The sequence below is a fragment of the Pseudomonas mangiferae genome, assembly GCF_007109405.1.
Classification (GTDB): domain Bacteria; phylum Pseudomonadota; class Gammaproteobacteria; order Pseudomonadales; family Pseudomonadaceae; genus Pseudomonas_T; species Pseudomonas_T mangiferae.
Window position 1 is genome coordinate 13387 of the sequence record NZ_VJOY01000024.1, and the last position, 25071, is coordinate 38457.

The following is a 25071-nucleotide window of genomic DNA, read 5'->3' on the forward strand; positions in this document are numbered from 1 at the left end:
GGGTTCAGGAACCCAGCTGTTTTTCCTTGATTTCCGCCAGGGTCTTGCAGTCAATGCAGAGGGTGGCGGTGGGACGGGCCTCAAGGCGGCGGATGCCGATCTCGACGCCGCAGGAGTCGCACCAGCCGTACTCGTTTTCCTCGATCAGCTGCAGCGTCTCGTCGATCTTCTTGATCAGCTTGCGCTCGCGATCGCGGGCGCGCAGTTCGAGGCTGAATTCCTCTTCCTGGCTGGCACGGTCGGCGGGGTCCGGGAAGTTGGCGGCTTCGTCCTGCATGTGATGCACGGTACGATCCACTTCCTCCATGAGCTCCTGTTTCCACTTGTTGAGGATGTCGGTGAAGTGAGCGCGCATGCGATCACTCATGTATTCCTCGCCCTTGGTCTCGACGTAAGGCTCGTAACCGCGGTTCAGCTGGCTGTTCTGTTGTTGCTCTTTAGTGGGCATGGATGACCGCCTCTCACTTTTTCTAATCTTGCGCAGGTGTTATCCCTGGCCAACACATCGGCCCTGCGACTGCGAGCCGGCGAACTTACCAGATCGAATCAGGGCGCGCCACTCCCGGTTGTCGAGGCTGCTGCAGGCCTCTCGGCGGGTTGGTTAGAATCCTTCCTTCGCCCGTATATAAAAGGAAGCGACGACGTCCATGGCCACCTCCTACACCGCGCGCAGCCGCGCCATCGAACCCTTCCACGTGATGGCGCTGCTGGCCCGCGCCAATGAACTGCAGGCGGCCGGCCACGATGTCATCCACCTAGAGATCGGCGAGCCGGACTTCACCACCGCGGCGCCCATCGTCGCGGCCGGCCAGGCCGCCCTGGCCGCCGGGCACACCCGCTACACCGCGGCCCGCGGGCTGCCGGCGCTGCGCCAGGCCATCGCCCGCTTCTATGGCCAGCGCCACGGCCTGGACCTGGACCCCGAGCGGATCCTGATCACCCCCGGGGGCTCCGGCGCGCTGCTGCTGGCCAGCAGCCTGCTGGTGGAGCCTGGCAAGCACTGGTTGCTGGCCGACCCGGGCTACCCCTGCAACCGGCACTTCCTGCGGCTGGTGGAGGCCAGCGCGCAGCTGGTGCCGGTGGACGCGGGCAGCCGCTACCAACTGACCCCCGAGCTGGTGCAGCGCCACTGGAACGCCGACAGCGTCGGTGCCCTGGTGGCCTCGCCGGCCAACCCCACCGGTACGCTGCTGTCGCGGGACGAGCTGGCGGCCCTGGCCAGTACCTCGCGCGGCCTCGGTGGCCATCTGGTGGTGGACGAGATCTACCATGGCCTCACCTATGGCGCTGATGCCGCCAGCGTGCTGGAGGTGGACGACTCGGCCTTCGTGCTGAACAGTTTTTCCAAATATTTCGGCATGACCGGCTGGCGCCTGGGCTGGCTGGTAGCGCCCCGGGATGCGGTGCCGCACCTGGAGAAACTGGCCCAGAACCTTTACATCAGCGCCTCGTCCATGGCCCAGCATGCCGCCCTGGCCTGCTTCGAGCCGGACACCCTGGCGCTGCTGGAGGCGCGCCGCCACGAGTTCGGCCTGCGCCGCGACTACCTGCTGCCGGCGCTGCGGGCGCTGGGCTTCGGCATCGACGTCGAACCGGAGGGCGCATTCTACCTGTACGCCGACATCTCGGCCTTCGGCGGCGATGCCTATGCCTTCTGCCAGCACTTCATCGAGACCGAGCACGTGGCCTTCACCCCCGGCCTGGACTTCGGCCGCCACCGCGCCGACCGCCACGTGCGCTTCGCCTACACCCAGAGCCTGCCGCGCCTGCGCGAGGCGGTGCAGCGGATCGAGCGCGGGCTGCGCAGCTGGGCGGCCCGATGAGGTTCGACCCGCCCCTGGAGGAAGGCCGCCTGCTGCAGCGCTACAAGCGTTTCCTCGCCGACATCGAGACGCCGGCGGGCGAGCGGCTCACCGTGCACTGCCCCAACACCGGGGCGATGCTCAACTGCATGGTGCCCGGCGGGCGCATCTGGTTCAGCCGCTCCAGCGACCCGAAGCGCAAGCTGCCGGGGACCTGGGAACTGAGCGAGACGCCCCAGGGGCGCCTGGCCTGCGTCAACACCGCGCGGGCCAACCCGCTGGTGGAGGAAGCCCTGCGCCGCGGCGGTATTGCCGAACTGGCGGGCTTCACCGGGCTGCGCCGGGAAGTGGCCTACGGCCAGGAGCGCAGCCGCATCGACTTCCGCCTGGAGTACCCCGACGGGCCGGCCTACGTGGAGGTGAAGAGCATCACCCTGGGCTTCGCCGACACCGGCGTGGCGGCGTTTCCCGATGCGGTGACCCAGCGCGGCGCGCGCCACCTGCGGGAATTGGCCACCCTGGCGCGCCAGGGCACCCGCGCAGTGCAGTTGTACTGCGTGAACCTGACCGGGGTGGAGCGGGTGCGGCCGGCGGTGGAGATCGACCCGCTGTACGCGGCCGCCTTGCGCGACGCCGTCGCCGCCGGGGTCGAGGTGCTGGCCTATGGGGTGGAACTGACGCCCTTCGCCATCGAGCTGACCCGCCGCCTGGCCGTGGACGTCGACTGAGCCGGTCGCGGTCAGGCAGGGTCGACCCAGATGCCCTGGTCGTCCTCGCGGCAGGGCAGGGCACGCAGGGCCTCGCCGGCGCAGGGACCGGCCACGCAGTCGCCGGATTCGATGAGGAACAGCGCCCCGTGGGTGGCGCAGCGGATCAGGCTGCCGCTGTCGTCGAGGAAGGCGTCCGGTTGCCATTCCAGCGCAACGCCACGGTGCGGGCAGCGGTTCTCGTAGACGTGGACGTGGCCATGCCGGCGGACCGCCAGCAGGCGCGTCCCGTTACAGGTGAAGCCCCGGCTCTGCCCCTCGGGCAGCGCATCCGGGGCGCAGAGCACGATCATCGGCACCTCCTGGCGAGCGGGCATTATCCCGCAGCGCCAGGCGATGCCAAGGGCGAGCCGGTCAGATTTCCCAGATCAGGTTGACCGCCGCGTGCCGGCCCGGCTGGGTGTAGCGCTGCAGACTGGCGCTGTTCTCGGTCAGGCCCTGCACGTCGCCCCACTGCCAGTACTGCTTGTCGGTGAGGTTGAACAGCCCGGCATTGACCGAGAAGGACTCGTTCACCTGCCACCAGCCGGTGAGGTCGAGCACCCCGTAGCCGGCGGTTTCGAACTGGTTGGCGGTGCCGCTCTTGTCGACGCGCTCCTTGGCCGCCACCAGGGTCCAGTTCAGCTCGCCGCCGAACACCCCGGCCGGCTCGCTGTAGCCGACACCGAACACGCCCTTGAGCGGGTCGACGCTGTTGATCGGCTCGCCGCTGCCCTCGTCCTTGCCGCGGGCGTAGGCCAGCGCGGTGGTGGCCTTCCAGCCGCCCGGCAGGCCCAGGCGGTCGAGGAACAGCTCGCCCTTGGCCTCGACGCCGCGGATGGTCACCCGGTCGCGGTTGACGTACTGGAACTCGCCGAACGGGTAGCCCGGTACGCTGGAGGGCCGGCTGACCTGCTCGATGAAATCGTCGTAGCGGTTGTAGAACAGCGCCACGCCGAAGCTGCCCAGGTCATAGCGGCCGCGCAGACCCAGCTCGTAGCTGTCGCTGGTCTCGGCCTTGAGGTCGGTGTTGGCCAGGGTGCGGTACATGCCGGGGTTGATGAATTCGCCGAAGATCTCCACCGCCTGGGGCGCGCGGAAGCCCGCGGCGTACTGGCCATAGACACTGTGGTGGTCGTCGATCTGGTAGGTCACGCCGAACTTGGGCGACAGCGCCGAATCCTCGAAGTCGCTCGGGCTGGCGTCGGTGGCCTGGCTGTTGAGGTACTCGCTCGTGGCGTGGGGCTTCATCTCGTAGCGGTCGTAGCGCAGGCCGGGCAGCAGGGTCCAGCGGCCGATGGCGATGCTGTCCTGGACGAACAGGGCGTATTCGCTGGTGGTCGGGTCCGGGAAGTCGCTGGTGGGCTGCACCGGCGTACGCACGCCGCTGGCGATCACCGTCTCGCCGCCCTCGCGAAGGTCACTGTTCTTCAGGCGCTTGAGGTCGACCCCGTAGACCAGCGCATGGCGGGTGTCGCCCAGCTCGAAGGCCTTGTCCAGCTTGCTGTTGAACTGCCAGAGGCGTTCTTCGTAGTGGGAGTCGCGGGTGCGGTAGCGCGGCTGCCCGGTGACCACCCGGTCCTCGTAGGTGCGCTGGCGGCTCTGGCTGTCCTGGTAGCTGAGCTGGGTCTGCACGCGGTCGGCCAGGGGAGTGTCCAGGCGCAGGGTATGGGCGAGGGTGAAGCGCTCGCGGTCCACGGCGTCGTCGGCATCCTGGGTGCGGATGGTGGCCGTGCGGCTGTAGTTGCTCAGCACCCGGGTGTCCACATCGTCCTGGTAGCGTTCGTAGGTCAGCTGCAGGCGGTCGCCGTCGGCGTAGTCCCAGCCGATTTTCGCCAGCAGGTTGTCGGTGGTGTAGTCCACCGGGTTGGCCTTCTCCCGGGTGCTGTCGATCCCTCCCCGGTCGCCCTGGGTGTCCAGCGCCTGGCCGCTGCGCCGGCCGATGTGCAGCAGGCCGTCGAGGGTGCCCTGGCGGCCGGCCAGGGTGGCGCTGCGCAGCCAGCTGTCATCGGCGCCGTCGTAGCCGGTCTTCAGCCGGGCGTAGGCGTCGTCCCCTTCGTCGAGGTAGTCGGCGGCATCCTTGGTCAGGAAGCTCACCGCGCCGCCGATGGCATCGCTGCCGTACAGCGAGCTGGCCGGGCCGCGGATGATCTCCACCTGCTTGAGGGTGTCCGGGTCCACGTAGTTGCGCTGGGCGCTGAGGAAGCCGCCGAAGGAGAAGGCGTCCGGGGTGTTCACGCCGTCCACCTGGGTCAGCACCCGGTTGCCGCCGATGCCGCGGATAGTGAAGCCGGACAGGCCGAAGCGGCTGCCGGTGCCGCCCACCGAGACGCCCGGCTCGTAGCGCACCAGGTCCTTGATGTCCTTGACGTTCTTCTGGTCGATCTCGCGCTCGTTCTGTACCGATACGGTGCTCGGCACTTCGCCCAAGGTCTGCTCGTTGCGGGTGGCGGTGACGGTGACGGTATCGAACTGGGTGGCGTTGCGCTCCGCGGCGAGCGCCAGGGAGGGGCTGAGCAACAGCAAGGCCAGCCAGGGACGACGGGCAAAGGGGGGACGGATCGACATGGGGCACTCCTGGGTTCAAGGGCCCGGCAGCGCATGGGCGGCCCGGCGATGGCAGGCGTGCCGCATCGCGGGGGTGCCGTCTGGGGTCGCCGGCCCGGAAGAGCGGCGGGTTTCCCTCTGCGGGGAGCGGCGGGCGCGGCCGGAGGTTGGCGTCGGCGGCAGACCTTAGCGACCTTGACAGGCAAATGCAAACAATTATCAAATAGATTCGTATTTATGAGGTCGAACTGTTGATGCTGCGTCCGTTTCTCTGCCTGTTGCTCTGCGTGGCCCTGCACGTCATGGCCGGCTGGCTGCTGCGAGACGCTTTCCGGCCGCCGCTTTCGGCGGCGTCGACGAGGCCGGGGCCGGTTTTCCAGGTGAGCCTGGCGCCCTTGCCGGCATCGCCTGCGGCGCCGACCGAACCGGCGCTTTCAAAGGCCGCGCCTTCCCTGTCGATTTCTTCCCTAGCGGCTCCTGCCAAGGTGGCAACTCCTGGAGCGGCGATTCTCGCCACGCCCAGGGCCGAGCCGGCCGTGGCCAGTCGATCCACTGCCCACGCGCCATCGAAGCCGACCCGTCTGCCGCCACCCCGTCGGGAAAGCGCGGCCGTTTCCGGCCATGCGGTGGCGGCCCGGCGATCCGTTGCGCGGCCGCCGTCCACCCCGGCCGCCTCGCGGCCCCTGTCCGCGCCCGCCGCCTCGGTAGTCGACCGGCATCCGGTGGCCGAGCCCACTCCGGACAGCGACTCGTCTGCGCTCGCCCTGGCCAGCCGGCCGCCGGTGGAAGTGTTCAGCCGCAAGCCGGGGTTCCTGCAGCCGCCGGCGCCCCCGCGCTACCCGTCCCAAGCCCGCCGCCGCAACCAGCAGGGCGTGGTACTGGTGGAGGTCCGCCTGGATGTCCGCGGCCAGCAACGCGGCCTGACGGTGCTGCGCTCGTCCGGCGTCGGCAGCCTCGATGCGGCCGCCCTGGAGGCGGTCGCCGGCTGGCGCTTCCGGCCGGAAACCGTGGAAGGGCAGCCGGTGCCCAGCCGCGTCCACATTCCCGTCGAGTTCGCCCTGACGGCGAACCGCTGAACCCCAGGAGATTCCCCATGAGCATCCCGACGTCCGCCGTCGCCGAACCGTCCCCTCTGTACCAGGCCTGGCAGGCGCTGCGCAGCGAGCAGCCACGCTTGCGCGCCCGCGAGGCTGCCGAGCGCCTGGCGGTCAGCGAGGCCGAACTGGTGGCCAGTCGTCTCGGTGTCGACGCCGTGCGCCTGCGTCCGGAATGGGCCGCGCTGCTGCCGGCCCTGGGCGAACTGGGCTACATCATGGCCCTGACCCGTAACGAGCATTGCGTCCACGAGCGTAAGGGCTACTACCGCGAGGTCAGCGTGATGGCCAACGGGCAGATGGGCCTGGTGGTGTCGGCGGACATCGACCTGCGTCTGTTCCTCGCCGGCTGGGCCAGCGTGTTCGCCGTCGAGGAGCGGGGCGAGCGCGGGACGCAGCGCAGCATCCAGGTCTTCGACTGGCAGGGCGTCGCGGTGCACAAGGTCTACATGACCGCCGAGAGCCGGGAGGCGGCCTGGGCGCCGCTGCTGGAGCGGTTTCGCGATGAGACCCAGGACGCCGCCTTGGCGCTGCGCCCGCGGGCCGAGCCGGAGGCGCCACGCCCCGACGAGCAGGTCGACGTCGCCGCGCTGCGCCAGGGCTGGGCCGCGCTGAAGGACACCCATCACTTCTTCGCCCTGCTGAAGAAGCAGGGCGCCGTCCGTACCCAGGCCCTGCGCCTGGCGGGGCGCGAATGGGCCGAACCGCTCGACCCGGGCGCGCTGCCCTCGCTGCTGGAGACGGCCGCAACGCGCCAGGTGCCGTTGATGGTGTTCGTCGGCAACCGGCATTGCATCCAGATCCACAGCGGGTCGGTGCAGCGCCTGATGGCCATGGAGGGCTGGTTCAACGTGCTCGACCCGGAATTCAACCTGCACCTGAAGACCCCGGCGGTGCAGCAGCTGTGGCGGGTGCGCAAGCCTAGCAGCGACGGCATCATCACCAGTTGGGAAGCCTTCGACGCCGAGGGCGAGCTGATCGTACAGCTGTTCGGTGCCCGCAAGCCCGGCGTGGCCGAGCGAGAAGACTGGCGCGCCCTGGCCGAGGAAGCCGCGGCCCTGTCCTGATCGCGCGCCGGACATTGTCAGAAGGCCGGCCAACCTGCTTTGCTGTAGCCGGCATCCACGCGGATGCCGGCGTCATCCCTCGACCACGGAGCTACTCATGCGCCCAAGCGCCCGACTCGCCGGCCTCTGCGCCGGCCTGCTGTTCAGCCACTTCCTCTGCGCCGCCGAGGCCCTGCCGCAGCGCTGGGTCAGCGCCGGTGGCAGCCTCAGCGAATGGGTGGTGCGACTGGGCGGGCAGGACAGGCTGGTGGGCGTGGACACCACCAGCCAGCATCCCCAGGGCCTGCGCGAGTTGCCCAGCATCGGCTACCAGCGGCAGCTGTCCGCCGAAGGCATCCTCGCCCTGCACCCCGATCTGCTGCTGGGGTCGGAGGAAATGGGCCCGCCGCCGGTGCTGGAACAACTGCAGGCCGCCGGGGTGCGGATCGAGCGGCTGTCGGCCCGGGCGGACCTGGACGCGCTGGAGGCGAACCTGCTGCACATCGGCGAGTGGCTGGGCGACCGCCCGGGCGCCGAGCGAGCGGTCGCCGACTACCGCAAAGCCCTGCAGCAGCAGGCCGACTGGGTGGCCAGGGCCCGCGCCCAGGGCGAGTCGCCCAAGGTGCTGCTGGTGCTCGGCCATGCCGGCAGCGGGCCGATGGCCGCGGGGCGGGACACTGTCGCCGACTGGCTGATCGAACGGGCCGGCGGGCGCAACGTCGCTACCCACACCGGCTTCAAGGCCCTCTCCGGCGAGGCACTCACCGCCCTCGACCCCGACGTGGTGATCTTCGCCGACCGCAGCCTGGAGGGCGATGCCGCCCGGGCGGCGCTGCTGGAACAGAACCCGGCCCTGGCCGCCACCCGCGCCGTCCATGACGGTCGCCTGCTGTCCCTCGACCCGACCCTGCTGGTGGGCGGCCTGGGGCCGCGCCTGCCTGACAGCCTGGCCAGCCTGTCCGCCGCCTTCTACCCCGACCAGGCTCCGCTTCCCCGGCCCCAGCCATGACGGTGGTCGTCCGTCCGCGCCCACTGTTCGTCGCGCTGGGCCTGCTACTGGCGCTCGCCATCTGGCTGTCCCTGGCCCTGGGGCCGGTGAGCCTACCCCTGGGCGATACGGTTCGCGCGGGCCTGCGCCTGCTGGGCATGCCCCTGTCCGGCGACGGTCTGGCCCGGGCCGAGCTGATCCTCGGGCAGATCCGCGTGCCGCGGACCCTGCTGGGCCTCGCCGTGGGGGGCGTGCTGGCGCTGTCGGGGGTGGCGATGCAGGGCCTGTTCCGTAACCCGCTGGCCGATCCCGGGCTGGTGGGCGTGTCCAGTGGCGCCGCCCTGGGGGCAGCGTTCGCCATCGTCGGCGCCAGTCTGTTCGGGGGATGGCCGGCCTGGCTCGCTCCCTATGTGCTGTCCCTCAGCGCCTTCGGCGGCGGGCTGGGCGTTACCTGGCTGGTGTACCGTGTCGGCCGCCGCGACGGGCAGACCAGCGTGGCGACCATGCTGCTGGCGGGAATCGCCCTGACCGCCCTGGCCGGCGCTGCTATCGGCCTGTTCACCTACCTGGCGGACGACGCCACCCTGCGCACCCTGACGTTCTGGAACCTCGGCAGCCTCAACGGCGCCAGCTACCCCCGCCTCTGGCCGCTGCTGCTGGTGACCGCGGCGGTGGCGGTGTGGCTGCCTCGGCGTGCCACGGCCCTCAACGCGCTGCTATTGGGTGAGTCGGAGGCCCGCCACCTGGGCTTCGACATCGAGCGGATCAAGCGCGAACTGGTGTTCTGCACTGCCCTGGGGGTGGGCGCCGCTGTGGCCGCCGCCGGGATGATCGGCTTCATCGGCCTGGTGGTGCCGCATCTGGTGCGCCTCCTGGTGGGGCCGGACCACCGGGTATTGCTGCCCGCCTCGCTGCTTGCCGGCGCCGCGCTGCTGCTGCTAGCCGACCTGTTGGCGCGGCTGCTGCTGGCGCCGGCGGAACTGCCCATCGGTATCGTCACCGCGCTGATCGGCGCGCCGTTCTTCCTTTTTCTGCTGGTGCGAGGGCGCGCCTGATGCTGCGTACCGAGGGGTTGAGCGTCAGCCGGGGAGGGCAGTCCGTGCTGGATGGCCTGGACGTGGAACTGCGCGCCGGCGAGGTGCTGGGTGTGCTGGGTCCCAACGGCGCGGGCAAGAGCACGCTGCTGGCGGCGCTGTGTGGCGAGCTGGCGGTGGAGGCTGGGCGGGTCGAGCTGGCTGGGCGGCCGCTGGCGGACTGGCCAGGGCCGGAACGTGCCCGGCGGTTGGCCGTGCTGCCCCAGAGCTCCAGCCTGAGCTTCGCCTTCCGGGTCGAGGACGTGGTGGGCATGGGGCGCCTGCCCCACGCCAGCGGGCGCCGCCGGGACGAGGAGATCGTCGGGCTGGCCCTGGAGGCCGCCGATGCGGCCTATCTGCACGGGCGCAGCTATCTGGCGCTGTCCGGCGGCGAGCGGCAGCGGGTGCACCTGGCCCGGGTGCTGGCGCAGCTCTGGCCCGGCGGTGAGGGGCGGGTGCTGTTGCTGGACGAGCCCACGTCGATGCTCGACCCGTTGCACCAGCACACCACCCTGCAGGCGGTCAGCGACTTCGCCACCCAGGGCGCGGCGGTGCTGGTGATCCTGCACGACCTCAACCTGGCGGCCCGCTACTGCGATCGCCTGGTGCTGCTGCACGAGGGGCGCGCCCATGCGTCCGGCGCGGTGGACGAGGTCCTACGGGTCGAACCGCTGCGAGCGGTCTTCGGCCTGGACGTACTGGTCCAGCGCCATCCCGAACGGGGCCACCCACTGATCGTGGCCCGCTGATCCTGTTCACCGGCGCGCGGGTGCGCGTCCTCGAGGTGATTGCATGCGTTCTTTGATCCTGGGGTGCGTGCTGGTGCTGGGCGCCTGCACCCGTACCCCGCCGTTGCCCGACTGGCAAAGCCCGGAAAAGCGCGACCAGCCGACCGTGGGGCAGATCCGCGACCTGCGCAGCGGCGCCACCCTGACGCCCGAGGAACTGGTGGCGCGCCTAAGCGACGCCCCGCGGGTGCTGGTGGGCGAGCAGCACGACAATCCCGACCATCACGCCCTGGAGCGCTGGCTGCTGCAGGCCCTGGACGCGCGCCGGCCCCAGGGCAGCCTGGCGCTGGAAATGCTGGTGCCGGAGCAGCAGGGGCGAGTGGATGCGGTGCGGGCGGCGTTCCAGCGGGACCAGCTGCCGGCGGACCTGCCTCAGGCGCTGGCCTGGCAGAAGGGGTGGGACTGGACGCTCTACGGCCCTTTGGTCCGGTATGCCCTCGAACAGCCCTACCCGATGCTGGCGGCCAACCTGGATCGCGCGGAGATCATGGACATCTACACGCGGCGCCCCGACCTGGCCGGGCAAGCGTCCACAGCGGCACCGGTGCGCCAGGCTCTGCAGGCGCAGATCCGCGATGCCCATTGCGGGCTGCTGCCAGAAACCCAGATGCCGGCCATGCTCGCCGTGCAGCAGCAACGTGACCGGCGCATGGCCGAACGCCTGCTGGCCGCCCCGCAGCCGACGCTGCTGGTAGCGGGCGCCTACCATGTCCGACGTGACCTGGGCGTGCCCCTGCATTTGCAGGACCTGCAGCCTGCCTCGGGGGAGGCCGTGCTGATCCTGGCAGAAGTGGGCAAGGCCGTTACCGCGGATGCCGCGGACTACGTCTGGTACACCCCAGCGGTACCCGAGCAGGACCACTGCGCCCAGCTGCGACGCTGAACGCCCCGTGCGCGGCAAGGGCCGCGCTATTGGCTTCAGGGCCGGACAAAACAGACAGGCAAAAAAAGACCCGGCAAAGTGCCGGGTCAATAACCGTGATTAGCCTGATGAGGAGATAATCTGAAGTCCAACGAATGGGCCTCATTTTATCGGCTGATCTCGCGACCAGTTGAGTTAATAATAACCATTCTCATTGCAGAGTCAAGTACTTCTTGCGAATTATTTTCATCTGGCTGGCCTCTCGCCAGCTCCATACGAAAAAGCCCGGCCTAGACCGGGCTTTTCGCTGTGAGGGCGTCACGCAGGCTTCTTGTCATCTTCGCTTTCGGTGCGCCGCAGCTGGGTGACTTCCTTGTTCAGCAGGTCGATGCGCCGGGCCATGCTTTCGATGAGGCTGTGAGCGATGCGCGGGTTGCTCTGCATGAGGCTGAGGAATTGCTCCTTGGGGATCACCATCACCGTGCAGGGCTCGCTGGCGATCACCGTGGCGCTGCGCTTCTCGCGGGTGAAGACCGCCATGGCGCCGAAGATCTCGTCCTTCTGCACGTCACCCACCTTCTGGCCCGCGACGAACGCCTCGGCATGGCCCTCGATGATGATGAAGACGTGGTCTGCCTCGTCGCCCTGGTGGATCAGCTCTTCGCCGGTGGCGAAGTGCTGGAAACCGGTGGCCGGACGGATTTCCGGCTGCTTGAGCCGCGCCAGGGCATCGGACAGCAGGGCAGTGTGCCCGACCAGGTACTGGATGAACAGCTCCTGGCGTTGTTCGCTGGCGTAGATGTGGCGGAAGACTTCGGTGCGGGAGTAGGGGATCAGCCGCAGCGGTTCATCGCTGCTGTAGCGGCAACTGGGCAGGTCGATGCCCTGGCGCAGCCCCACCAGGTCGCCCTCCTGGAGGTAGAACAGCGGGCGTTCGTCGACCACCGCGTGCAGCAGGCCGTTGTCGATGATGTACAGGCGGTTGCCGGGCAGCACCCGGGCCAGGTCGTCGGCGCGCTCCAGGCTAACGGGTTCGCCGCAGGGTTCGAGGCCATCGAGCAACTGCGCGGGGATGCTTTGCAGTCGATTGATCAGCTGATCGGCGTAGGCCGGTTGCTCCCCGAGTAGGTACATGACTGGATTTCCTTGAACTGGCTGGTCTGGCGAAACGCACGAACGTCCCTGAAACAATAGGTCGGTCGCCGCCCGGCGTAAATTACCGGATGCTCGGCGTGTGAGCTAACTCTTGTTACGCGGCGAAATATTGTCCAGCTGGCCGTTGAGCTCGGCCTTGTGGGTCGAGCTGAGTTCGCCCCAGTGTACATCCAGCAGCGCGCCCTCGATGGCGTACAGCAACACTTTCGATGCGCGAAAGCCACGTTCCCGGACGGCCCGGTAGGCCGCCACCGAACCGACACGGCGCAAGTCCGCGCCGGTATGGATGCCTACCGCGTGCAGCCACTGGGCGGAGGTCTTGCCGAGGTTCTTCAGCAACTGCAGGTCGTCGTTCATCGGGCCTCCTTGCACGGACTGATCGCGGGAATGCAGCGGGGTGGACTCTCGACGGCGGTCCGGAGGACGTCACGGCCCGGTGGGGCGGCTGCCGCGGCGCGGCACCGGCCGTCCGTCATGGCTGCGACCGGTAGCGCAGGCGGGTGCCGAACTTGACCGACATCAGGATCTCGTCGGCTGTCAGTTCCACCGGGAAGTACGCGCCGGAAATCTGCGCGTGAGCGATGCTGGCGCCCTCCAGGCGGGTGCGGCGCAGGTCGAGGCCGCGGAGGTCGGCACCTCGGAAGTAGGCGCCGCTGAAATCGATGCCGGCCGGCTCCAGGCCACGCAGGTCGAGCCCGCGGAAATCGCCCTCGCTGAGGTTGATCGTCGCGTCCCTGGGCTTCTGCTCGTTGAAGGCCTTGACGTTCTCGTTGCGCAGGAACTGGTAGAGCGGATCGTCGAGCTGGTGCGGTTGGGTCATGGCGCGCATCCGGCGGAGTTTTCCGCAGTATAGAAGGCGCGGTGCCATCTGCTCGGACCCGACGGGAAACGAGGCGGGCAGGGCGCTCCGCCTCGGGCTGGGGCCGGTTCAGAACCCCGGCAGCGACTGGCGGATACGCTCCACCAGGGTATCCAGGCTGCTCGCCTGGTGAGTGTCGATGCGGGTGCTGTGGGCCTGTTCGTATTCGTCCAGGCCGTCGCGTCCGGCCTGCTGGGCGCGGATCACGTCCAGGGTGGCATCGGACGGGTCGGTCCCCTCCGCCTGGCGCTGCTCCAGCCACCCGGCGATCACCGCTTCCGGCGCCTGGCAGTCGAGGATCAGGAACGGCGTCCCGGTGGCCTCGGCCACCTTGCGGGCGGCGTGGCGATGGGCGTGGCGCAGGTAGGTGGCGTCGATCACCACCGGGTAGCCGGCGCGCAGGGCCAGCCCGGCCAGTTCGTGCAGGCGCCCGTAGGTGGCCTCGCTGGACTGGGCGTCATAGATGCCGGCCGCCAGCTGGCCTTTGTCGGTGTCCCGTTGTTCGCCGAACATCCGCTTGCGTTCCACGTCCGAGCGCAGGCGGATGGCGCCCAGCGCTTCCACCAGGCGCAGCGCCACGTGGCTCTTGCCCACGGAGGACACGCCATGGGTGATGGCCAGGAAGCGCGACGGGATCGCGCTGTAGCTTTCCGCGAGCCCGGCATAGCCACGGTATTGGCGCAGGATCACCGCGCGGGTGACGGGGTCGGTTTCCTGGCCCAGGCGGAACAGGTTGACCTTGGCCCGCACCAAAGCCCGGTGAGCCTTGTAGAGGTTGAGCAGGTCCAGTGCGGCGTGGTCGCCGGTGTGTTCCAGCCAGGCATTGAGGAAGCGCCGCGCCAGCGGCTTCAGGTTGCGATCTTCCAGGTCCATGATCAGGAAAGCCGCGTCCAGGGCGATGTCGATGAAGCGGAACGGCTCGTTGAATTCGATGCAGTCGAACAGCACCACGTCGCCGTCGATCAGGGTCGCGTTGCCCAGGTGGATGTCGCCGTGGCACTCGCGGATGCGGCCTTCCTGGGCGCGCCGGGCCAGCAGCGGGCGCAGGCGCAGGAAACTGCTTTCGGCCCAGGCCTCCAGGGCATCCAGTTGCAGCAGGTCGGCCTTCTCCGACAGCAGCGGGCGGATCTGTTCGAAGTTCTGCCGCAGCGGCGCGATGATCGCCTCCGGCGTGCACAGCGGGTGGTCCTCGGCGACCTGGGGCGTTTCGCGGTGGAACTCGGCGATGCGCCGTGCCAGGGCGTCGATGTGCGCCGGGGTCAGTTCGCCCCGCGCCTGGACCTCGGCCAGCAGTTGGCTCTGGGAGAACTGGCGCATCTTCAGGGCGTACTCGATCGCAGGGCCGTCTCCCGCCAGGCGCGGCTCCGTCTCGCTGCCGGTGATGGGCAGCACCTCCAGGTACAGGTTCTCGGTGAGGCGCTGGTTCAGCCGCACTTCCTCTTCGCAGAAGTGCCGGCGGTCCTCCAGGCGGGTGAAGTCGAGGAAGCCGAAGTTGACCGGCTTCTTGAATTTGTAGGCGTAGGGGCCAGTGAGCAGCACCCAGGAAATATGGGTCTCGATGACCTGGAACTGCTCTACCGGATGGGGGTACAGGGCGGGATTCTGCAGGGCGGCGATCAATGCTTGGCTCACGGTCGATCCTTGTGCTGGGCGGGAGACGAGGCCCGCATTATGGCGGCTGGGCGCGGCGCTGCAAACCGCCCCGGCGGCTTCTGCCGGGCTCTGGCAAAGTGCGTATAATCCCCCGCCATGACTCGTTCCCGATCCTCTCGCTCGTCCTCCAAACGTTCCGCATCCCGTCTTCGTCCCTGGCTCGGCTGGGCGCTCAAGCTCGCGCTGGTGGGCCTGGTGGTGCTGGCCGGCTTCGCGGTCTACCTGGACGCCCAGGTGCAGGAGAAATTCTCCGGCCGCCGCTGGACCATCCCGGCGAAGGTCTATGCCCGGCCTCTGGAACTGTTCACCGGCCTGAAGCTGACCAAGGACGATTTCCTCACCGAACTGGACGCCCTGGGCTACCGTCGCGAGGGCTCGGCCAGCGGGCCCGGCTCGGTATCGGTGGCCGGCAACGCGGTGGAGCTGTACACCCGCGGCTTCCAGTTCTACGAGGGCGCGGAGCCCTCACAGCCGGTGCGAGTGCGCTTCTCCGGCACCTACGTCGCCGGCCTCAGCAAGGGCGACGGATCGGACCTGGCGGTGGCCCGCCTGGAGCCGCTGCTGATTGGCGGCCTCTACCCGGCGCACCACGAGGACCGCATCCTGATCAAGCTGGACCAGGCGCCGCCCTACCTGCTGGATACCCTGGTGGCGGTGGAGGATCGGGAGTTCTATCACCACCACGGGGTTTCGCCCAAGTCCATCGCCCGGGCCTTCTGGATCAACGCCACCGCCGGCCAACTGCGCCAGGGCGGCAGCACCCTCACCCAGCAGCTGGTGAAGAACTTCTTCCTCACCAACGAGCGCAGCATCACCCGCAAGGCCACCGAGGCCATGATGGCGGTGCTGCTGGAGCTGCACTACGACAAGCCGGACATCCTCGAGGCCTACCTCAACGAGGTGTTCCTCGGCCAGGACGGCCAGCGCGCCGTGCACGGCTTCGGCCTGGCCAGCCAGTACTTCTTCAGCCAGCCCCTGTCGGAGCTGAAGCTGCACCAGGTGGCGCTGCTGGTGGGCATGGTCAAGGGGCCCACCTACTACAACCCGCGGCGCTACCCGGAGCGCGCCCTGGAGCGGCGCAACCTGGTGCTGGACGTGTTGGTGGAGCAGGGCGTGGTGAGCGCCGAGGAAGCCGCCCAGGCCAAGCAGAAACCCCTGGGGGTGACCAAGCGCGGCAGCTTGGCCGACAGTTCCTTCCCGGGCTTCCTCGACCTGGTGAAGCGCCAACTGCGCCAGGACTATCGCGACGAAGACCTCACCGAGGAAGGGCTGCGGATCTTCACCAGCTTCGACCCGATCCTGCAACTGAAGTCGGAAAGCGCCCTGACCGAGACCCTCAAGCGCCTCGGTGGCCGCAAGGGCATCGAGGATGTCGAGGCGGCCATGGTGGTAAGCAACCCCGAGACCGGCGAGATCCAGGCCCTGATCGGCAGCCGCCAGCCGCGCTTCGCCGGGTTCAACCGGGCGCTCGACGCCGTGCGGCCCATCGGTTCGCTGATCAAGCCGGCGGTGTACCTCACCGCGCTGGAGCGGCCCAGCCAGTACACTCTGACCAGCTGGGTGGCCGACGAGCCGTTCTCGGTGAAGGGCCAGGACGGGCAGGTCTGGAAACCGCAGAACTACGACCGCAAGGCCCACGGCACCATCTTCCTCTACCAGGGCCTGGCCAACTCCTACAACCTGTCCACCGCCAAGCTCGGCCTCGAACTCGGCGTGCCCAACGTGCTGAAGACCGTCGAGCGCCTGGGCGTCTCCCAGGACTGGCCGGCGTTTCCGTCCATGCTGCTGGGGGCCGGCTCCCTCAGCCCGATGAACGTGGCGACCATGTACCAGACCCTGGCCAGCGGCGGCTTCAACACCCCGCTGCGGGGCATCCGCAGCGTGCTCACGGCCGATGGCCAGCCGCTCAAGCGCTACCCCTTCCAGGTGGAGCAGCGCTTCGATCCGGGCGCTATCTACCTGGTGCAGAACGCCATGCAGCGGGTGATGCGCGAAGGCACCGGCCGTTCGGTCTACAGCCAGTTGCCGTCCAACCTGACCCTGGCCGGCAAGACCGGCACCAGCAACGATTCCCGGGACAGCTGGTTCGCGGGCTTCAGCCAGGACCTGCTGGCGGTGGTCTGGCTCGGTCGCGACGACAACGGCAAGACGCCCCTGACCGGCGCCACCGGCGCGCTGCAGGTCTGGACCGGCTTCATGCGCAAGGCCGACCCACTGCCCCTGGACATGCCGGTTCCCAACAATGTCACCCTGGCCTGGGTCGATGCCGCCAACGGCCAGGGCTCGGCGGCCGGTTGTCCGAACGCCGTGCAGATGCCGTATATTCGCGGCAGCGAACCGGCGCCCGGTCCCGCCTGCGGCGGTGACGCGCCGGCGGACTCGGTGATGGACTGGGTCCGTGGCTGGTTGAATTAGCGAGAGGGTTTGACGTGAACAAGCTGTGGCTATCCGTCCTGGCAGCATCGGTGATGCTGGCGGGCTGTGCGACTCCGCAACGCGGCGCAATCCCGGTGGTGGACTCCGGTGCACCGCTCTCCAACGAAGAGCCCCTGGCCGGCAACGGCGCCTACCGGCCGACACCGCGCGCCGCGACCGCGCCGGCGCAGCCGCGCAGCGTGCCGCAGAATGACGATTCCGGCGTGGTGGTGATGGTCCCGCCCGGCGCGTCCGCGGCCCCTATTCAGTCCTACCCCGCGGGGGGCAGCGCGCCCCTCAGCAGCGCTCCGATCACCCCCGGTCCGGTCACTTCCGGCCCGGCACCGACGCCCGCGCCGGCCTACACCACGCCGTCTTCGGCGCCCTCCGTGCCCACGGGCATTCCGAGCGGCGTCCACAGCGGTGGCGGCCTGGCCGCCGACGAGCAGTTGGATGGCCCGGTCTTGGCGCTGCTCACCACCGCACAGCAACAGCAGGGCGGGGGCGACCTGAACGGGGCGTCCTCCAGCCTGGAACGCGCTCAGCGCATCGCGCCGCGGGAGCCGCAGGTGTTGTACCGCCTGGCCGAGGTACGGCTGGCCCAGGGCGATGCTGCCCAGGCCGAACAGCTCGCCCAGCGTGGGCTGACCTACGCCAATGGCCGTCCCGCGTTGCAGGCGAGCCTGTGGAACCTGATCGCCCAGGCCCGCGACCGCCGCGGCGATGCGGCCGGCGCCGGCCAGGCGCGCGAGAAAGCGCGCGTCAGCCTCTGATGGACGCCCGGGTTCCGGCGCTGGCCGAGGAGCTGTTGCAAATCGAGCGGGCCCTGCGTGTGGAGGGCTGGTGGTCGGAGCAGTCGCCCAGCGGCGAGGCGCTCGCCAGCGTCGAGCCTTTCTGCGTGGATACCCTGACGTTCGAGGAATGGCTGCAGTGGATATTCCTGCCGCGGATGAAGCAGATCCTCGAAGAGGGCTCGGCCCTGCCCCGCGCGTCGGGCATCCGGCCCATGGCCGAGGTGGTCTACCGCGAGCATCCCCTGCGGGCGAAGGAACTGCTCACGGCGCTGGAGCGGTTCGATCACCTGATCGGCGGGCCGGCCTAGGGCCGGCGGCGCCGGGAGGAATCAGAGGCAGTTGTCGCTGATGCCCTTCTGCATCTCGACGATGCGCTGCTGGCGCTCTTCCTCGGTGAGCTTGCGCACCCCACCGTTCACCGCCTCGCGTACCCGCGGATTGTTCTGCAGCTGGGAGAGGTTGGTGCGGGTGCTCTCGCAGTATTTCTTGCGTTCGGCTTCCTGAACGGCCACGTCCTTCTTCACTTTCTCGTCGATGGCCTTCTGTTCCGGGTCGTCCGTCAGGTCCGGCGTGGGCGCGGTGGCGGGCTTCGCCGGCGTGGCCGGTTCGGCGCCCTTCGGCGGCGGTGCCACGGTGGTGCTGATCGCCTTGGTTTCCTGGCCTTCCGGCGGCTGGGCGCCGAAGTGGGTGACGCCCTGGGCATCGACCCACTTGTACACCTGTGCGGCCATGACGGTGCTGCTCAGGCCGAGCAGCAGGCTGCCCGTGAGAATCATGCGACGCATGCTGTTTCCTTTATGAGTTAGCGGCGGAACCTGGCCGTTACTATAACCAAAACCGCCCTGTCGTCATCCTGCGCCGCGTCACAGCCGCGCAGGGAAGAATCCATCCGGACGGCTTGACTTGCCGTTGTCTATTCCGAACAATCCAAGGCTTGCTGTAGTGGGCTGGCCGCAAGCTGGCTTTTCTCAGCAGACCATGAGGTGCACACCCGCGCCGACCTGCTTTTACCCGCAACGCGTTACCTCGCGCTGGGTGGGAGATCCCCGCAACATTCAGGGGCCTTCCCAATACTTGCTCAGTCAGTAGCTGACGTAGTCGGCGACCACCCGTCGCTCATGCTCTCTGCTCGGCAGTAAACCTACTTCGACGGCCGTCCTCCCCGGGCGGCGTCCCGGCGTTTCAGAGGTATACAACGTGGAGCTTTTATCCGGCGCAGAAATGGTCGTCCGCTCGTTGCGTGACGAGGGTGTCAAGTACATCTACGGGTACCCGGGCGGTGCGCTCCTGCACATCTACGACGCCCTGTTCAAGGAAAACGAAGTCACCCATATCCTGGTGCGGCACGAGCAGGCCGCTACCCACATGGCCGACGGCTATGCCCGTGCCACCGGCAAGCCCGGCGTGGTGCTGGTGACGTCCGGCCCTGGCGCGACCAACGCCGTCACCGGCATCGCCACCGCTTACATGGACTCGATCCCGATGGTGATCCTGTCGGGCCAGGTCCCCAGCAACATGGTGGGCACCGATGCCTTCCAGGAAACCGACATGGTCGGCATCTCCCGGCCCATCGTGAAGCACAGCTTCATCATCAAGCATCCGTCGGAAATCCCCGAGGTCATCAAGAAGGCTTTCTACCTGGCCCAGTCCGGCCGTCCCGGCCCGGTGGTGGTGGACATTCCCAAGGACATGGGCGATCCGACCCAGAAGTTCGAGTACGCCTATCCCAAGAAGGTCAAGCTGCGCTCCTACAACCCGGCGGTGCGCGGTCACTCCGGGCAGATCCGCAAGGCCGCGGAGATGCTCCTGGCCGCCAAACGCCCGGTGCTCTACTCGGGTGGCGGCGTGATCATGGGCAATGCCGCTGCGCCCCTCACCGAAGTGGCGCGGATGCTCGACCTGCCGGTGACCAACACCCTGATGGGCCTGGGCGGCTACCCGGGCGGTGATCGCCAGTTCATCGGCATGCTGGGCATGCACGGCAGCTACACCGCCAATCTGACCATGCACCACGCCGACGTGATCCTCGCCGTCGGCGCGCGCTTCGACGACCGGGTGATCAACGGCGCCAGCAAGTTCTGCCCCAACGCCAAGATCATCCACGTGGACATTGACCCGGCGTCCATTTCCAAGACCATCAAGGCGGACATTCCCATCGTTGGCCCGGTGGAGAGCGTGCTCACCGAAATGGTGGCGGTGCTCAAGGAGATCGGCGAGAAGCCCAACAAGGAAACCGTTGCCGCCTGGTGGAAGCAGATCGACGAGTGGCGCGACAGCCGCGGGCTGTTCCCCTATGACAAGGGCGAAGGCGGCATCATCAAGCCGCAGACGGTGATCGAGACCCTCTGGGAAGTCACCGGCGGCGATGCCTTCGTGTCCTCCGACGTGGGCCAGCACCAGATGTTCGCGGCCCAGTACTACCGCTTCAACAAGCCCAACCGCTGGATCAACTCCGGTGGTCTCGGCACCATGGGTTTCGGCCTGCCGGCGGCCATGGGCGTGAAGCTCAACTTCCCGAATGAGGACGTCGCCTGCGTCACCGGCGAGGGCAGCATTCAGATGAACATCCAGGAACTGTCCACCTGCCTGCAGTACGACCTGCCGGTGAAAATCGTCAACCTCAACAACGGCGCGCTGGGGATGGTCCGCCAGTGGCAGGACATGCAGTACAACAGCCGCTATTCCCACTCGTACATGGAATCGCTGCCGGACTTCGTCAAGCTGGCCGAGGCCTATGGCCACGTGGGCATGCGCATCACCGAGCCGAAGGACCTCAAGCCGAAGCTGGAGGAGGCGTTCGCCCTGAAGAACCGCCTGGTGTTCCTCGACATCAAGGTGGACGAGAGCGAGCACGTCTACCCGATGCAGATCAGAGACGGCGCCATGCGCGACATGTGGCTGAGCAAGACGGAGCGGACCTGACCATGCGGCACATCATTTCTCTGTTGCTGGAAAACGAACCGGGCGCACTGTCCCGCGTGGTCGGGCTGTTTTCCCAGCGCAACTACAATATCGAGAGCCTCACCGTGGCGCCCACCGAGGACCCCTCGTTGTCGCGCCTGACCCTGACTACCGTGGGGCAGGACGAGGTGATCGAGCAGATCACCAAGAACCTGAACAAGCTGATCGAGGTGGTGAAGCTGGTGGACCTGTCGGAAAGCGCCCACATCGAGCGTGAACTGATGCTGGTCAAGGTGAAGGCCACCGGCGCCCAGCGCGCCGAGGTGAAGCGCACCACCGACATCTTCCGCGGGCAGATCGTCGACGTCACCAGCAGCGTCTACACCATCCAGTTGACCGGCACCAGCGACAAGCTGGACAGCTTCATCCAGGCGATCGGCACCACGTCGATCCTGGAAACCGTACGCAGCGGCGTCACCGGCATTGCCCGTGGCGACAAAGTACTCAGCATCTGAACGCGTTTTCGCGATGGCCCATGGCCAAGTAACTAGGGGAAATCCATGAAAGTGTTCTACGACAAAGACTGCGACCTCTCGATCATCCAGGGCAAGAAAGTGGCCATCATCGGCTACGGCTCCCAAGGGCACGCCCACGCCTGCAACCTTAAGGATTCGGGTGTGGATGTCACCGTCGGTCTGCGTCCCGGTTCTTCCTCCATCGCCAAGGCCGAAGCCCATGGCCTGAAGGTCAGCGATGTGCCGGCCGCGGTCGCCGCCGCCGACCTAGTGATGGTCCTGACTCCCGATGAATTCCAGGGCCGCCTGTACAAGGAAGAGCTGGAGCCGAACCTGAAGAAGGGCGCCACCCTGGCCTTCGCCCACGGCTTCTCCATCCACTACAACCAGGTGGTGCCGCGCGCTGACCTGGACGTGATCATGATCGCGCCCAAGGCGCCGGGTCACACCGTGCGTTCCGAGTTCGTCAAGGGCGGTGGCATTCCCGACCTGATCGCCATCTACCAGGACGCCTCCGGCAACGCCAAGAACGTCGCTCTGTCCTACGCCGCCGGCGTGGGCGGCGGCCGCACCGGCATCATCGAGACCACCTTCAAGGACGAGACCGAGACCGACCTGTTCGGCGAGCAGGCCGTGCTCTGCGGGGGCTGCGTCGAGCTGGTCAAGGCCGGCTTCGAGACCCTGGTGGAAGCCGGTTATGCACCGGAAATGGCCTACTTCGAGTGCCTGCACGAATTGAAGCTGATCGTCGACCTGATGTACGAAGGCGGCATCGCCAACATGAACTACTCCATCTCCAACAACGCGGAGTACGGTGAGTACGTGACTGGGCCGGAAGTGATCAACGCCGAATCCCGTCAGGCCATGCGCAATGCACTCAAGCGCATCCAGGACGGCGAGTACGCGAAGATGTTCATCAGCGAGGGCGCCGGCAACTACCCGTCCATGACCGCCTACCGCCGCAACAACGCGGCCCATCCGATCGAGCAGATCGGCGAGAAGCTGCGGGCGATGATGCCGTGGATCTCGGCGAACAAGATCGTCGACAAGAGCAAGAACTGAGTCGACGACTCGCTTGAAAAGACGCGGCCTCGGCCGCGTTTTTTCATTCCGACGAAAGGCTCTGGTATAAAGCACAGCGTCGGCGCCCAGAACCCGTGCCGCTGACGCCTGTCGTACACATAACCAGTCCCGTTGCACAAGGTAATGTTCATGAACGAACGTCCCGAGGAGTCCAGCCAGGCAGCCGATGCCGAAAGCCTGCTGCCGATCGATGAACACGTCGAGGAAGGGCATGACGCCGAGGGCCGCAAGGTCCGCCACCGCGGCATCTACTTGCTGCCGAATCTCTTCACCACGGCGAACCTCTTCGCCGGCTTCTATTCCATCATCAACGCCATGGGCGGCAACTTCGCCACGGCCGCCGCGACCATCTTCGTGGCGATGGTGCTGGACAGCCTGGATGGTCGGGTCGCCCGCTTGACCAACACCCAAAGCGCCTTCGGCGCCGAGTACGACTCACTCTCGGACATGGTCGCTTTTGGTCTGGCGCCGGCGTTGCTGGCCTACGAGTGGGCTCTCGGCGACTTGCGCAGCGTCGGTCTGGCCGTGGCCTTCATTTATGTCGCCGGTGCTGCCCTGCGCCTGGCGCGCTTCAACACCCAGATCGGTAAGGTGGACAAGAAGTGGTTCATCGGCCTCGCCAGCCCGGCCGCGGCCGGGGTGGTCGCCGGCACCGTCTGGACGTTCAGCGACTTCGGCATCAGGGGCTCCAACATGTCCTTCCTGGTGGCGTTGCTGGTGGCGGCGGCGGGCACCCTGATGGTGAGCAACATCAAGTACTACAGCTTCAAGGACCTGGACATGAAGGGTCGCGTGCCCTTCGTGGCGATCCTCGTCGTAGTACTGGTGTTCGCCGTGGTGTTCAGCGATCCGCCCCGCGTGCTCCTGCTGATCTTCCTCGCCTATGCTGCGTCCGGGCCAATCCAGCACCTGCTGCGAGGACGCCGGCGCAAGACCGAGGTGTAATTTCTTCCAGGCTCCGCAGTCTACTGGGCACCATCCGGTGCCCAGTGCGGAGTCCGCCCCATGCTCATCCAGTTTCCCGCCGCGTCCGCCTCCCGCGAATCCGACGTCACCCCCGAACCTGTTTACCTTTCCCGACGTGCACTGATGGCTGCGGGGGGCACCCTCGCCGCAGGCCTCGCCTTGCCGGGACGCGCTGCCGAGGGCGCGCGCTACCCTGACGTCGAGCCGGCCAACGGTCCGGCCTGGTTCGACGAAAAGTTGTCCTCCACCCAGTGGCAGGCCATGGTGGCCCAGGGGGAAGCGACCACGCCATTTTCCGATGCGACCCATTACAACAACTTCTACGAATTCGGCACCGACAAGGGCGATCCGGCGAGCCAGGCCGGCTCGTTGCAAACCGAGCCTTGGCAGGTGGTGGTGGATGGCGAGGTGGGCAAGCCAGGCACCTACGACCTGGAGGCCCTGATCAAGCCCCAGGGCTTCGAGGAGCGCATCTATCGCCTGCGCTGTGTGGAGGGTTGGTCGATGGTCATTCCCTGGCTGGGCTTTCCACTTGCCGCCTTGCTGAAGCAGGTGGAGCCGACAGGGCAGGCGCGCTTCGTTCGCTTCGAGACGCGCGTCGCACCTGAGCAGATGCCTGGTGTGCGCTCGGGATTCAGCCTGGTGAACTGGCCCTACGTGGAAGGGCTGCGCCTGGATGAGGCGACCCATCCTCTGGCTTTCCTGGCGGTAGGGATGTACGGACGGGTATTGCCCAATCAGAACGGTGCGCCGTTGCGGCTCGTGGTGCCTTGGAAGTACGGCTTCAAGAGCATCAAGTCCATCGTGCGGATCAGCCTGACCCGCGAGCAACCCAAGACCACGTGGGAAACCATCGCGCCCGAGGAGTACGGCTTCTACGCCAACGTCAACCCGCAGGTCGACCATCCCCGTTGGAGCCAGGCCCGGGAGCGACGGCTGCCCGGCAGCCTTTTCCGACCCAATGTCATTCCGACCCGGCTGTTCAATGGCTATGACGAGGTGGCGGGGCTCTACTCCGGCATGGACCTGAGGACCCAATATTGAAACGTTACGGCCCATGGCGCCTGGCCGTCTTCGTCTCCGCATGGATTCCGTTGCTGCTGTGGTTCTACCAAGGCTGGACCCTACAACTGGGCACCGACCCCGGAAAGACGCTGGTGGACCGTCTGGGGCTGGCCACCCTCATCCTGCTGCTGATCACTTTGGCCATGACGCCCTTCCGCTATCTGACTGGCTGGGGCGGCTGGCTGGCCGTGCGACGTCAACTCGGTCTGTGGAGCTTCGCTTATGCAGTGCTGCACGTGGTGGGCTATGGAGTCTTCCTGTTGGCGCTGAACTGGGGGCAACTGCTGGCGGACTTGGTGAAGCGCCCCTATATCGTCGTCGGTGCCTTGGCATGGCTCTGCCTGCTGCTTCTGGCCCTCACGTCCAATCGCTTTGCCATGCGTCGCCTGGGCACGCGCTGGAAGACCTTGCACACCCTGATCTACCCCGCGCTGCTGCTGGCACTGCTGCATATGTTGTGGATCGTCCGTTCGGATCTGAAGGAATGGTCGCTCTATGCCGCGGTGGGTTTTGCCTTGCTGGTGCTGCGCATTCCCAGCGTGGCTGGTTGGCTTGCCAGTGGCCGTATTGCATTGTTTTCACAAAAGGTTCAAAAAAACCGTTGACGTGAGTTTCGTGGCCCCTATAATGCGCACCACTTCCGGCGCGTAGCCAACGCAAAACGCTTTGTAGATCAAGGGGTTGAGTGGTTGGAAGCATCCTAGGATGCGGCGGTGGAA

At 67.5% G+C, this 25071-nt stretch carries 26 protein-coding genes; 17 read left to right on the top strand and 9 right to left on the bottom strand.

Annotation, left to right across the window (positions count from 1 at the left end; genetic code table 11):
• Window positions 1–4: 4 nt before the first annotated feature.
• Window positions 5–448 carry an RNA polymerase-binding protein DksA gene (dksA, locus tag FM069_RS20280; protein ID WP_143490223.1) on the bottom strand — a complete coding sequence of 148 codons (444 nt, stop codon included), beginning with the start codon at window positions 446–448 and terminating at the stop codon, window positions 5–7.
• A gap of 199 nt (window positions 449–647) precedes the next feature.
• On the opposite strand from dksA, the gene FM069_RS20285 reads away from it, so the two are divergent.
• On the top strand, window positions 648–1823 hold the full coding sequence (locus FM069_RS20285; protein ID WP_143490224.1) for a pyridoxal phosphate-dependent aminotransferase: 1176 nt from the start codon (window positions 648–650) through the stop codon (window positions 1821–1823).
• Window positions 1820–2530, top strand: a complete 711-nt coding sequence (gene sfsA, locus FM069_RS20290; protein WP_143490225.1) for a DNA/RNA nuclease SfsA — start codon at window positions 1820–1822, stop codon at window positions 2528–2530. Before FM069_RS20285 ends, sfsA begins: the two co-directional genes overlap by 4 nt.
• A gap of 11 nt (window positions 2531–2541) precedes the next feature.
• On the opposite strand, the gene FM069_RS20295 is transcribed toward sfsA, so the two are convergent.
• The 3 genes from FM069_RS20295 to FM069_RS21685 form a co-directional block, all read right to left on the bottom strand.
• On the bottom strand, window positions 2542–2862 hold the full coding sequence (locus FM069_RS20295) for a Rieske (2Fe-2S) protein (protein ID WP_143490226.1): 321 nt from the start codon (window positions 2860–2862) through the stop codon (window positions 2542–2544).
• Between the two features lie 61 nt (window positions 2863–2923).
• Window positions 2924–5116 carry a TonB-dependent hemoglobin/transferrin/lactoferrin family receptor gene (locus FM069_RS20300; protein ID WP_143490227.1) on the bottom strand — a complete coding sequence of 731 codons (2193 nt, stop codon included), beginning with the start codon at window positions 5114–5116 and terminating at the stop codon, window positions 2924–2926.
• A gap of 214 nt (window positions 5117–5330) precedes the next feature.
• Complete coding sequence (locus FM069_RS21685; protein WP_178106875.1) at window positions 5331–5579, bottom strand: hypothetical protein; 249 nt, start codon at window positions 5577–5579, stop codon at window positions 5331–5333.
• Window positions 5580–5631: 52 nt separating this feature from the next.
• On the opposite strand from FM069_RS21685, the gene FM069_RS20310 reads away from it, so the two are divergent.
• The 6 genes from FM069_RS20310 to FM069_RS20335 all read left to right on the top strand — a co-directional run bounded on the left by FM069_RS20310 (window position 5632) and on the right by FM069_RS20335 (window position 10967).
• On the top strand, window positions 5632–6171 hold the full coding sequence (locus FM069_RS20310; protein ID WP_178106877.1) for an energy transducer TonB: 540 nt from the start codon (window positions 5632–5634) through the stop codon (window positions 6169–6171).
• A gap of 17 nt (window positions 6172–6188) precedes the next feature.
• The gene (locus FM069_RS20315) at window positions 6189–7256 is read left to right on the top strand and encodes a hemin-degrading factor (RefSeq protein ID WP_143490230.1); all 1068 of its coding nucleotides are present in this window, start codon (window positions 6189–6191) and stop codon (window positions 7254–7256) included.
• 97 nt (window positions 7257–7353) lie between these two features.
• Window positions 7354–8244 (top strand): heme/hemin ABC transporter substrate-binding protein, encoded by an 891-nt coding sequence (locus FM069_RS20320; protein WP_143490231.1) that lies wholly within the window; start codon window positions 7354–7356, stop codon window positions 8242–8244.
• Complete coding sequence (locus FM069_RS20325; protein ID WP_143490232.1) at window positions 8241–9278, top strand: FecCD family ABC transporter permease; 1038 nt, start codon at window positions 8241–8243, stop codon at window positions 9276–9278. The genes FM069_RS20320 and FM069_RS20325 overlap by 4 nt, the downstream gene beginning before the upstream one ends.
• Window positions 9278–10045 (top strand): heme ABC transporter ATP-binding protein, encoded by a 768-nt coding sequence (locus FM069_RS20330; RefSeq protein ID WP_143490233.1) that lies wholly within the window; start codon window positions 9278–9280, stop codon window positions 10043–10045. Before FM069_RS20325 ends, FM069_RS20330 begins: the two co-directional genes overlap by 1 nt.
• Window positions 10046–10088: 43 nt before the next feature.
• Window positions 10089–10967, top strand: a complete 879-nt coding sequence (locus FM069_RS20335; protein WP_143490234.1) for a ChaN family lipoprotein — start codon at window positions 10089–10091, stop codon at window positions 10965–10967.
• A gap of 297 nt (window positions 10968–11264) precedes the next feature.
• Here FM069_RS20335 and FM069_RS20340 read toward each other — a convergent pair whose 3' ends face one another.
• The 4 genes from FM069_RS20340 to FM069_RS20355 form a co-directional block, all read right to left on the bottom strand.
• Window positions 11265–12080 carry a cyclic nucleotide-binding domain-containing protein gene (locus FM069_RS20340; protein WP_143490235.1) on the bottom strand — a complete coding sequence of 272 codons (816 nt, stop codon included), beginning with the start codon at window positions 12078–12080 and terminating at the stop codon, window positions 11265–11267.
• A gap of 105 nt (window positions 12081–12185) precedes the next feature.
• Window positions 12186–12458 (bottom strand): TfoX/Sxy family protein, encoded by a 273-nt coding sequence (locus FM069_RS20345; protein ID WP_143490236.1) that lies wholly within the window; start codon window positions 12456–12458, stop codon window positions 12186–12188.
• A 115-nt stretch (window positions 12459–12573) separates the two neighbouring features.
• Complete coding sequence (locus FM069_RS20350) at window positions 12574–12921, bottom strand: pentapeptide repeat-containing protein (protein WP_143490237.1); 348 nt, start codon at window positions 12919–12921, stop codon at window positions 12574–12576.
• Window positions 12922–13029: 108 nt separating this feature from the next.
• The gene (locus FM069_RS20355) at window positions 13030–14592 is read right to left on the bottom strand and encodes a bifunctional aminoglycoside phosphotransferase/ATP-binding protein (protein WP_143490238.1); all 1563 of its coding nucleotides are present in this window, start codon (window positions 14590–14592) and stop codon (window positions 13030–13032) included.
• A gap of 117 nt (window positions 14593–14709) precedes the next feature.
• Here FM069_RS20355 and mrcB point away from each other — a divergent pair, with 117 nt between their 5' ends.
• Genes mrcB through FM069_RS20370 form a run of 3 tightly spaced genes read left to right on the top strand, consistent with a single transcriptional unit; the run spans window position 14710 to window position 18130 of the window.
• A complete protein-coding gene (gene mrcB, locus FM069_RS20360; RefSeq protein WP_143490239.1) occupies window positions 14710–17028 on the top strand; it encodes a penicillin-binding protein 1B in 2319 nt (772 codons plus the stop codon).
• 14 nt (window positions 17029–17042) lie between these two features.
• Entirely contained in the window at window positions 17043–17801 is a 759-nt protein-coding gene (locus FM069_RS20365; RefSeq protein WP_143490240.1) for a tetratricopeptide repeat protein, read from the top strand.
• Window positions 17801–18130 carry a YqcC family protein gene (locus tag FM069_RS20370; RefSeq protein WP_143490241.1) on the top strand — a complete coding sequence of 110 codons (330 nt, stop codon included), beginning with the start codon at window positions 17801–17803 and terminating at the stop codon, window positions 18128–18130. The genes FM069_RS20365 and FM069_RS20370 overlap by 1 nt, the downstream gene beginning before the upstream one ends.
• A gap of 21 nt (window positions 18131–18151) precedes the next feature.
• Here the strand turns inward: FM069_RS20370 and FM069_RS20375 are convergent, their stop codons facing one another.
• Complete coding sequence (locus FM069_RS20375) at window positions 18152–18607, bottom strand: DUF4124 domain-containing protein (protein WP_143490242.1); 456 nt, start codon at window positions 18605–18607, stop codon at window positions 18152–18154.
• A 412-nt stretch (window positions 18608–19019) separates the two neighbouring features.
• On the opposite strand from FM069_RS20375, the gene FM069_RS20380 reads away from it, so the two are divergent.
• From FM069_RS20380 to msrQ, 6 genes are all read left to right on the top strand, one after another.
• Window positions 19020–20744, top strand: coding sequence for an acetolactate synthase 3 large subunit (locus tag FM069_RS20380; RefSeq protein WP_143490243.1), 1725 nt, complete (start codon window positions 19020–19022; stop codon window positions 20742–20744).
• A gap of 2 nt (window positions 20745–20746) precedes the next feature.
• On the top strand, window positions 20747–21238 hold the full coding sequence (gene ilvN / locus FM069_RS20385; protein WP_143490244.1) for an acetolactate synthase small subunit: 492 nt from the start codon (window positions 20747–20749) through the stop codon (window positions 21236–21238).
• Window positions 21239–21283: 45 nt separating this feature from the next.
• On the top strand, window positions 21284–22300 hold the full coding sequence (gene ilvC, locus FM069_RS20390) for a ketol-acid reductoisomerase (RefSeq protein WP_143490245.1): 1017 nt from the start codon (window positions 21284–21286) through the stop codon (window positions 22298–22300).
• 150 nt (window positions 22301–22450) lie between these two features.
• Window positions 22451–23266, top strand: coding sequence for a CDP-diacylglycerol--serine O-phosphatidyltransferase (gene pssA / locus FM069_RS20395; RefSeq protein WP_143490246.1), 816 nt, complete (start codon window positions 22451–22453; stop codon window positions 23264–23266).
• A gap of 60 nt (window positions 23267–23326) precedes the next feature.
• Window positions 23327–24331, top strand: coding sequence for a protein-methionine-sulfoxide reductase catalytic subunit MsrP (gene msrP, locus FM069_RS20400; RefSeq protein WP_143490247.1), 1005 nt, complete (start codon window positions 23327–23329; stop codon window positions 24329–24331).
• On the top strand, window positions 24328–24957 hold the full coding sequence (gene msrQ / locus FM069_RS20405) for a protein-methionine-sulfoxide reductase heme-binding subunit MsrQ (protein WP_143490248.1): 630 nt from the start codon (window positions 24328–24330) through the stop codon (window positions 24955–24957). Before msrP ends, msrQ begins: the two co-directional genes overlap by 4 nt.
• Window positions 24958–25071 lie beyond the last annotated feature (114 nt).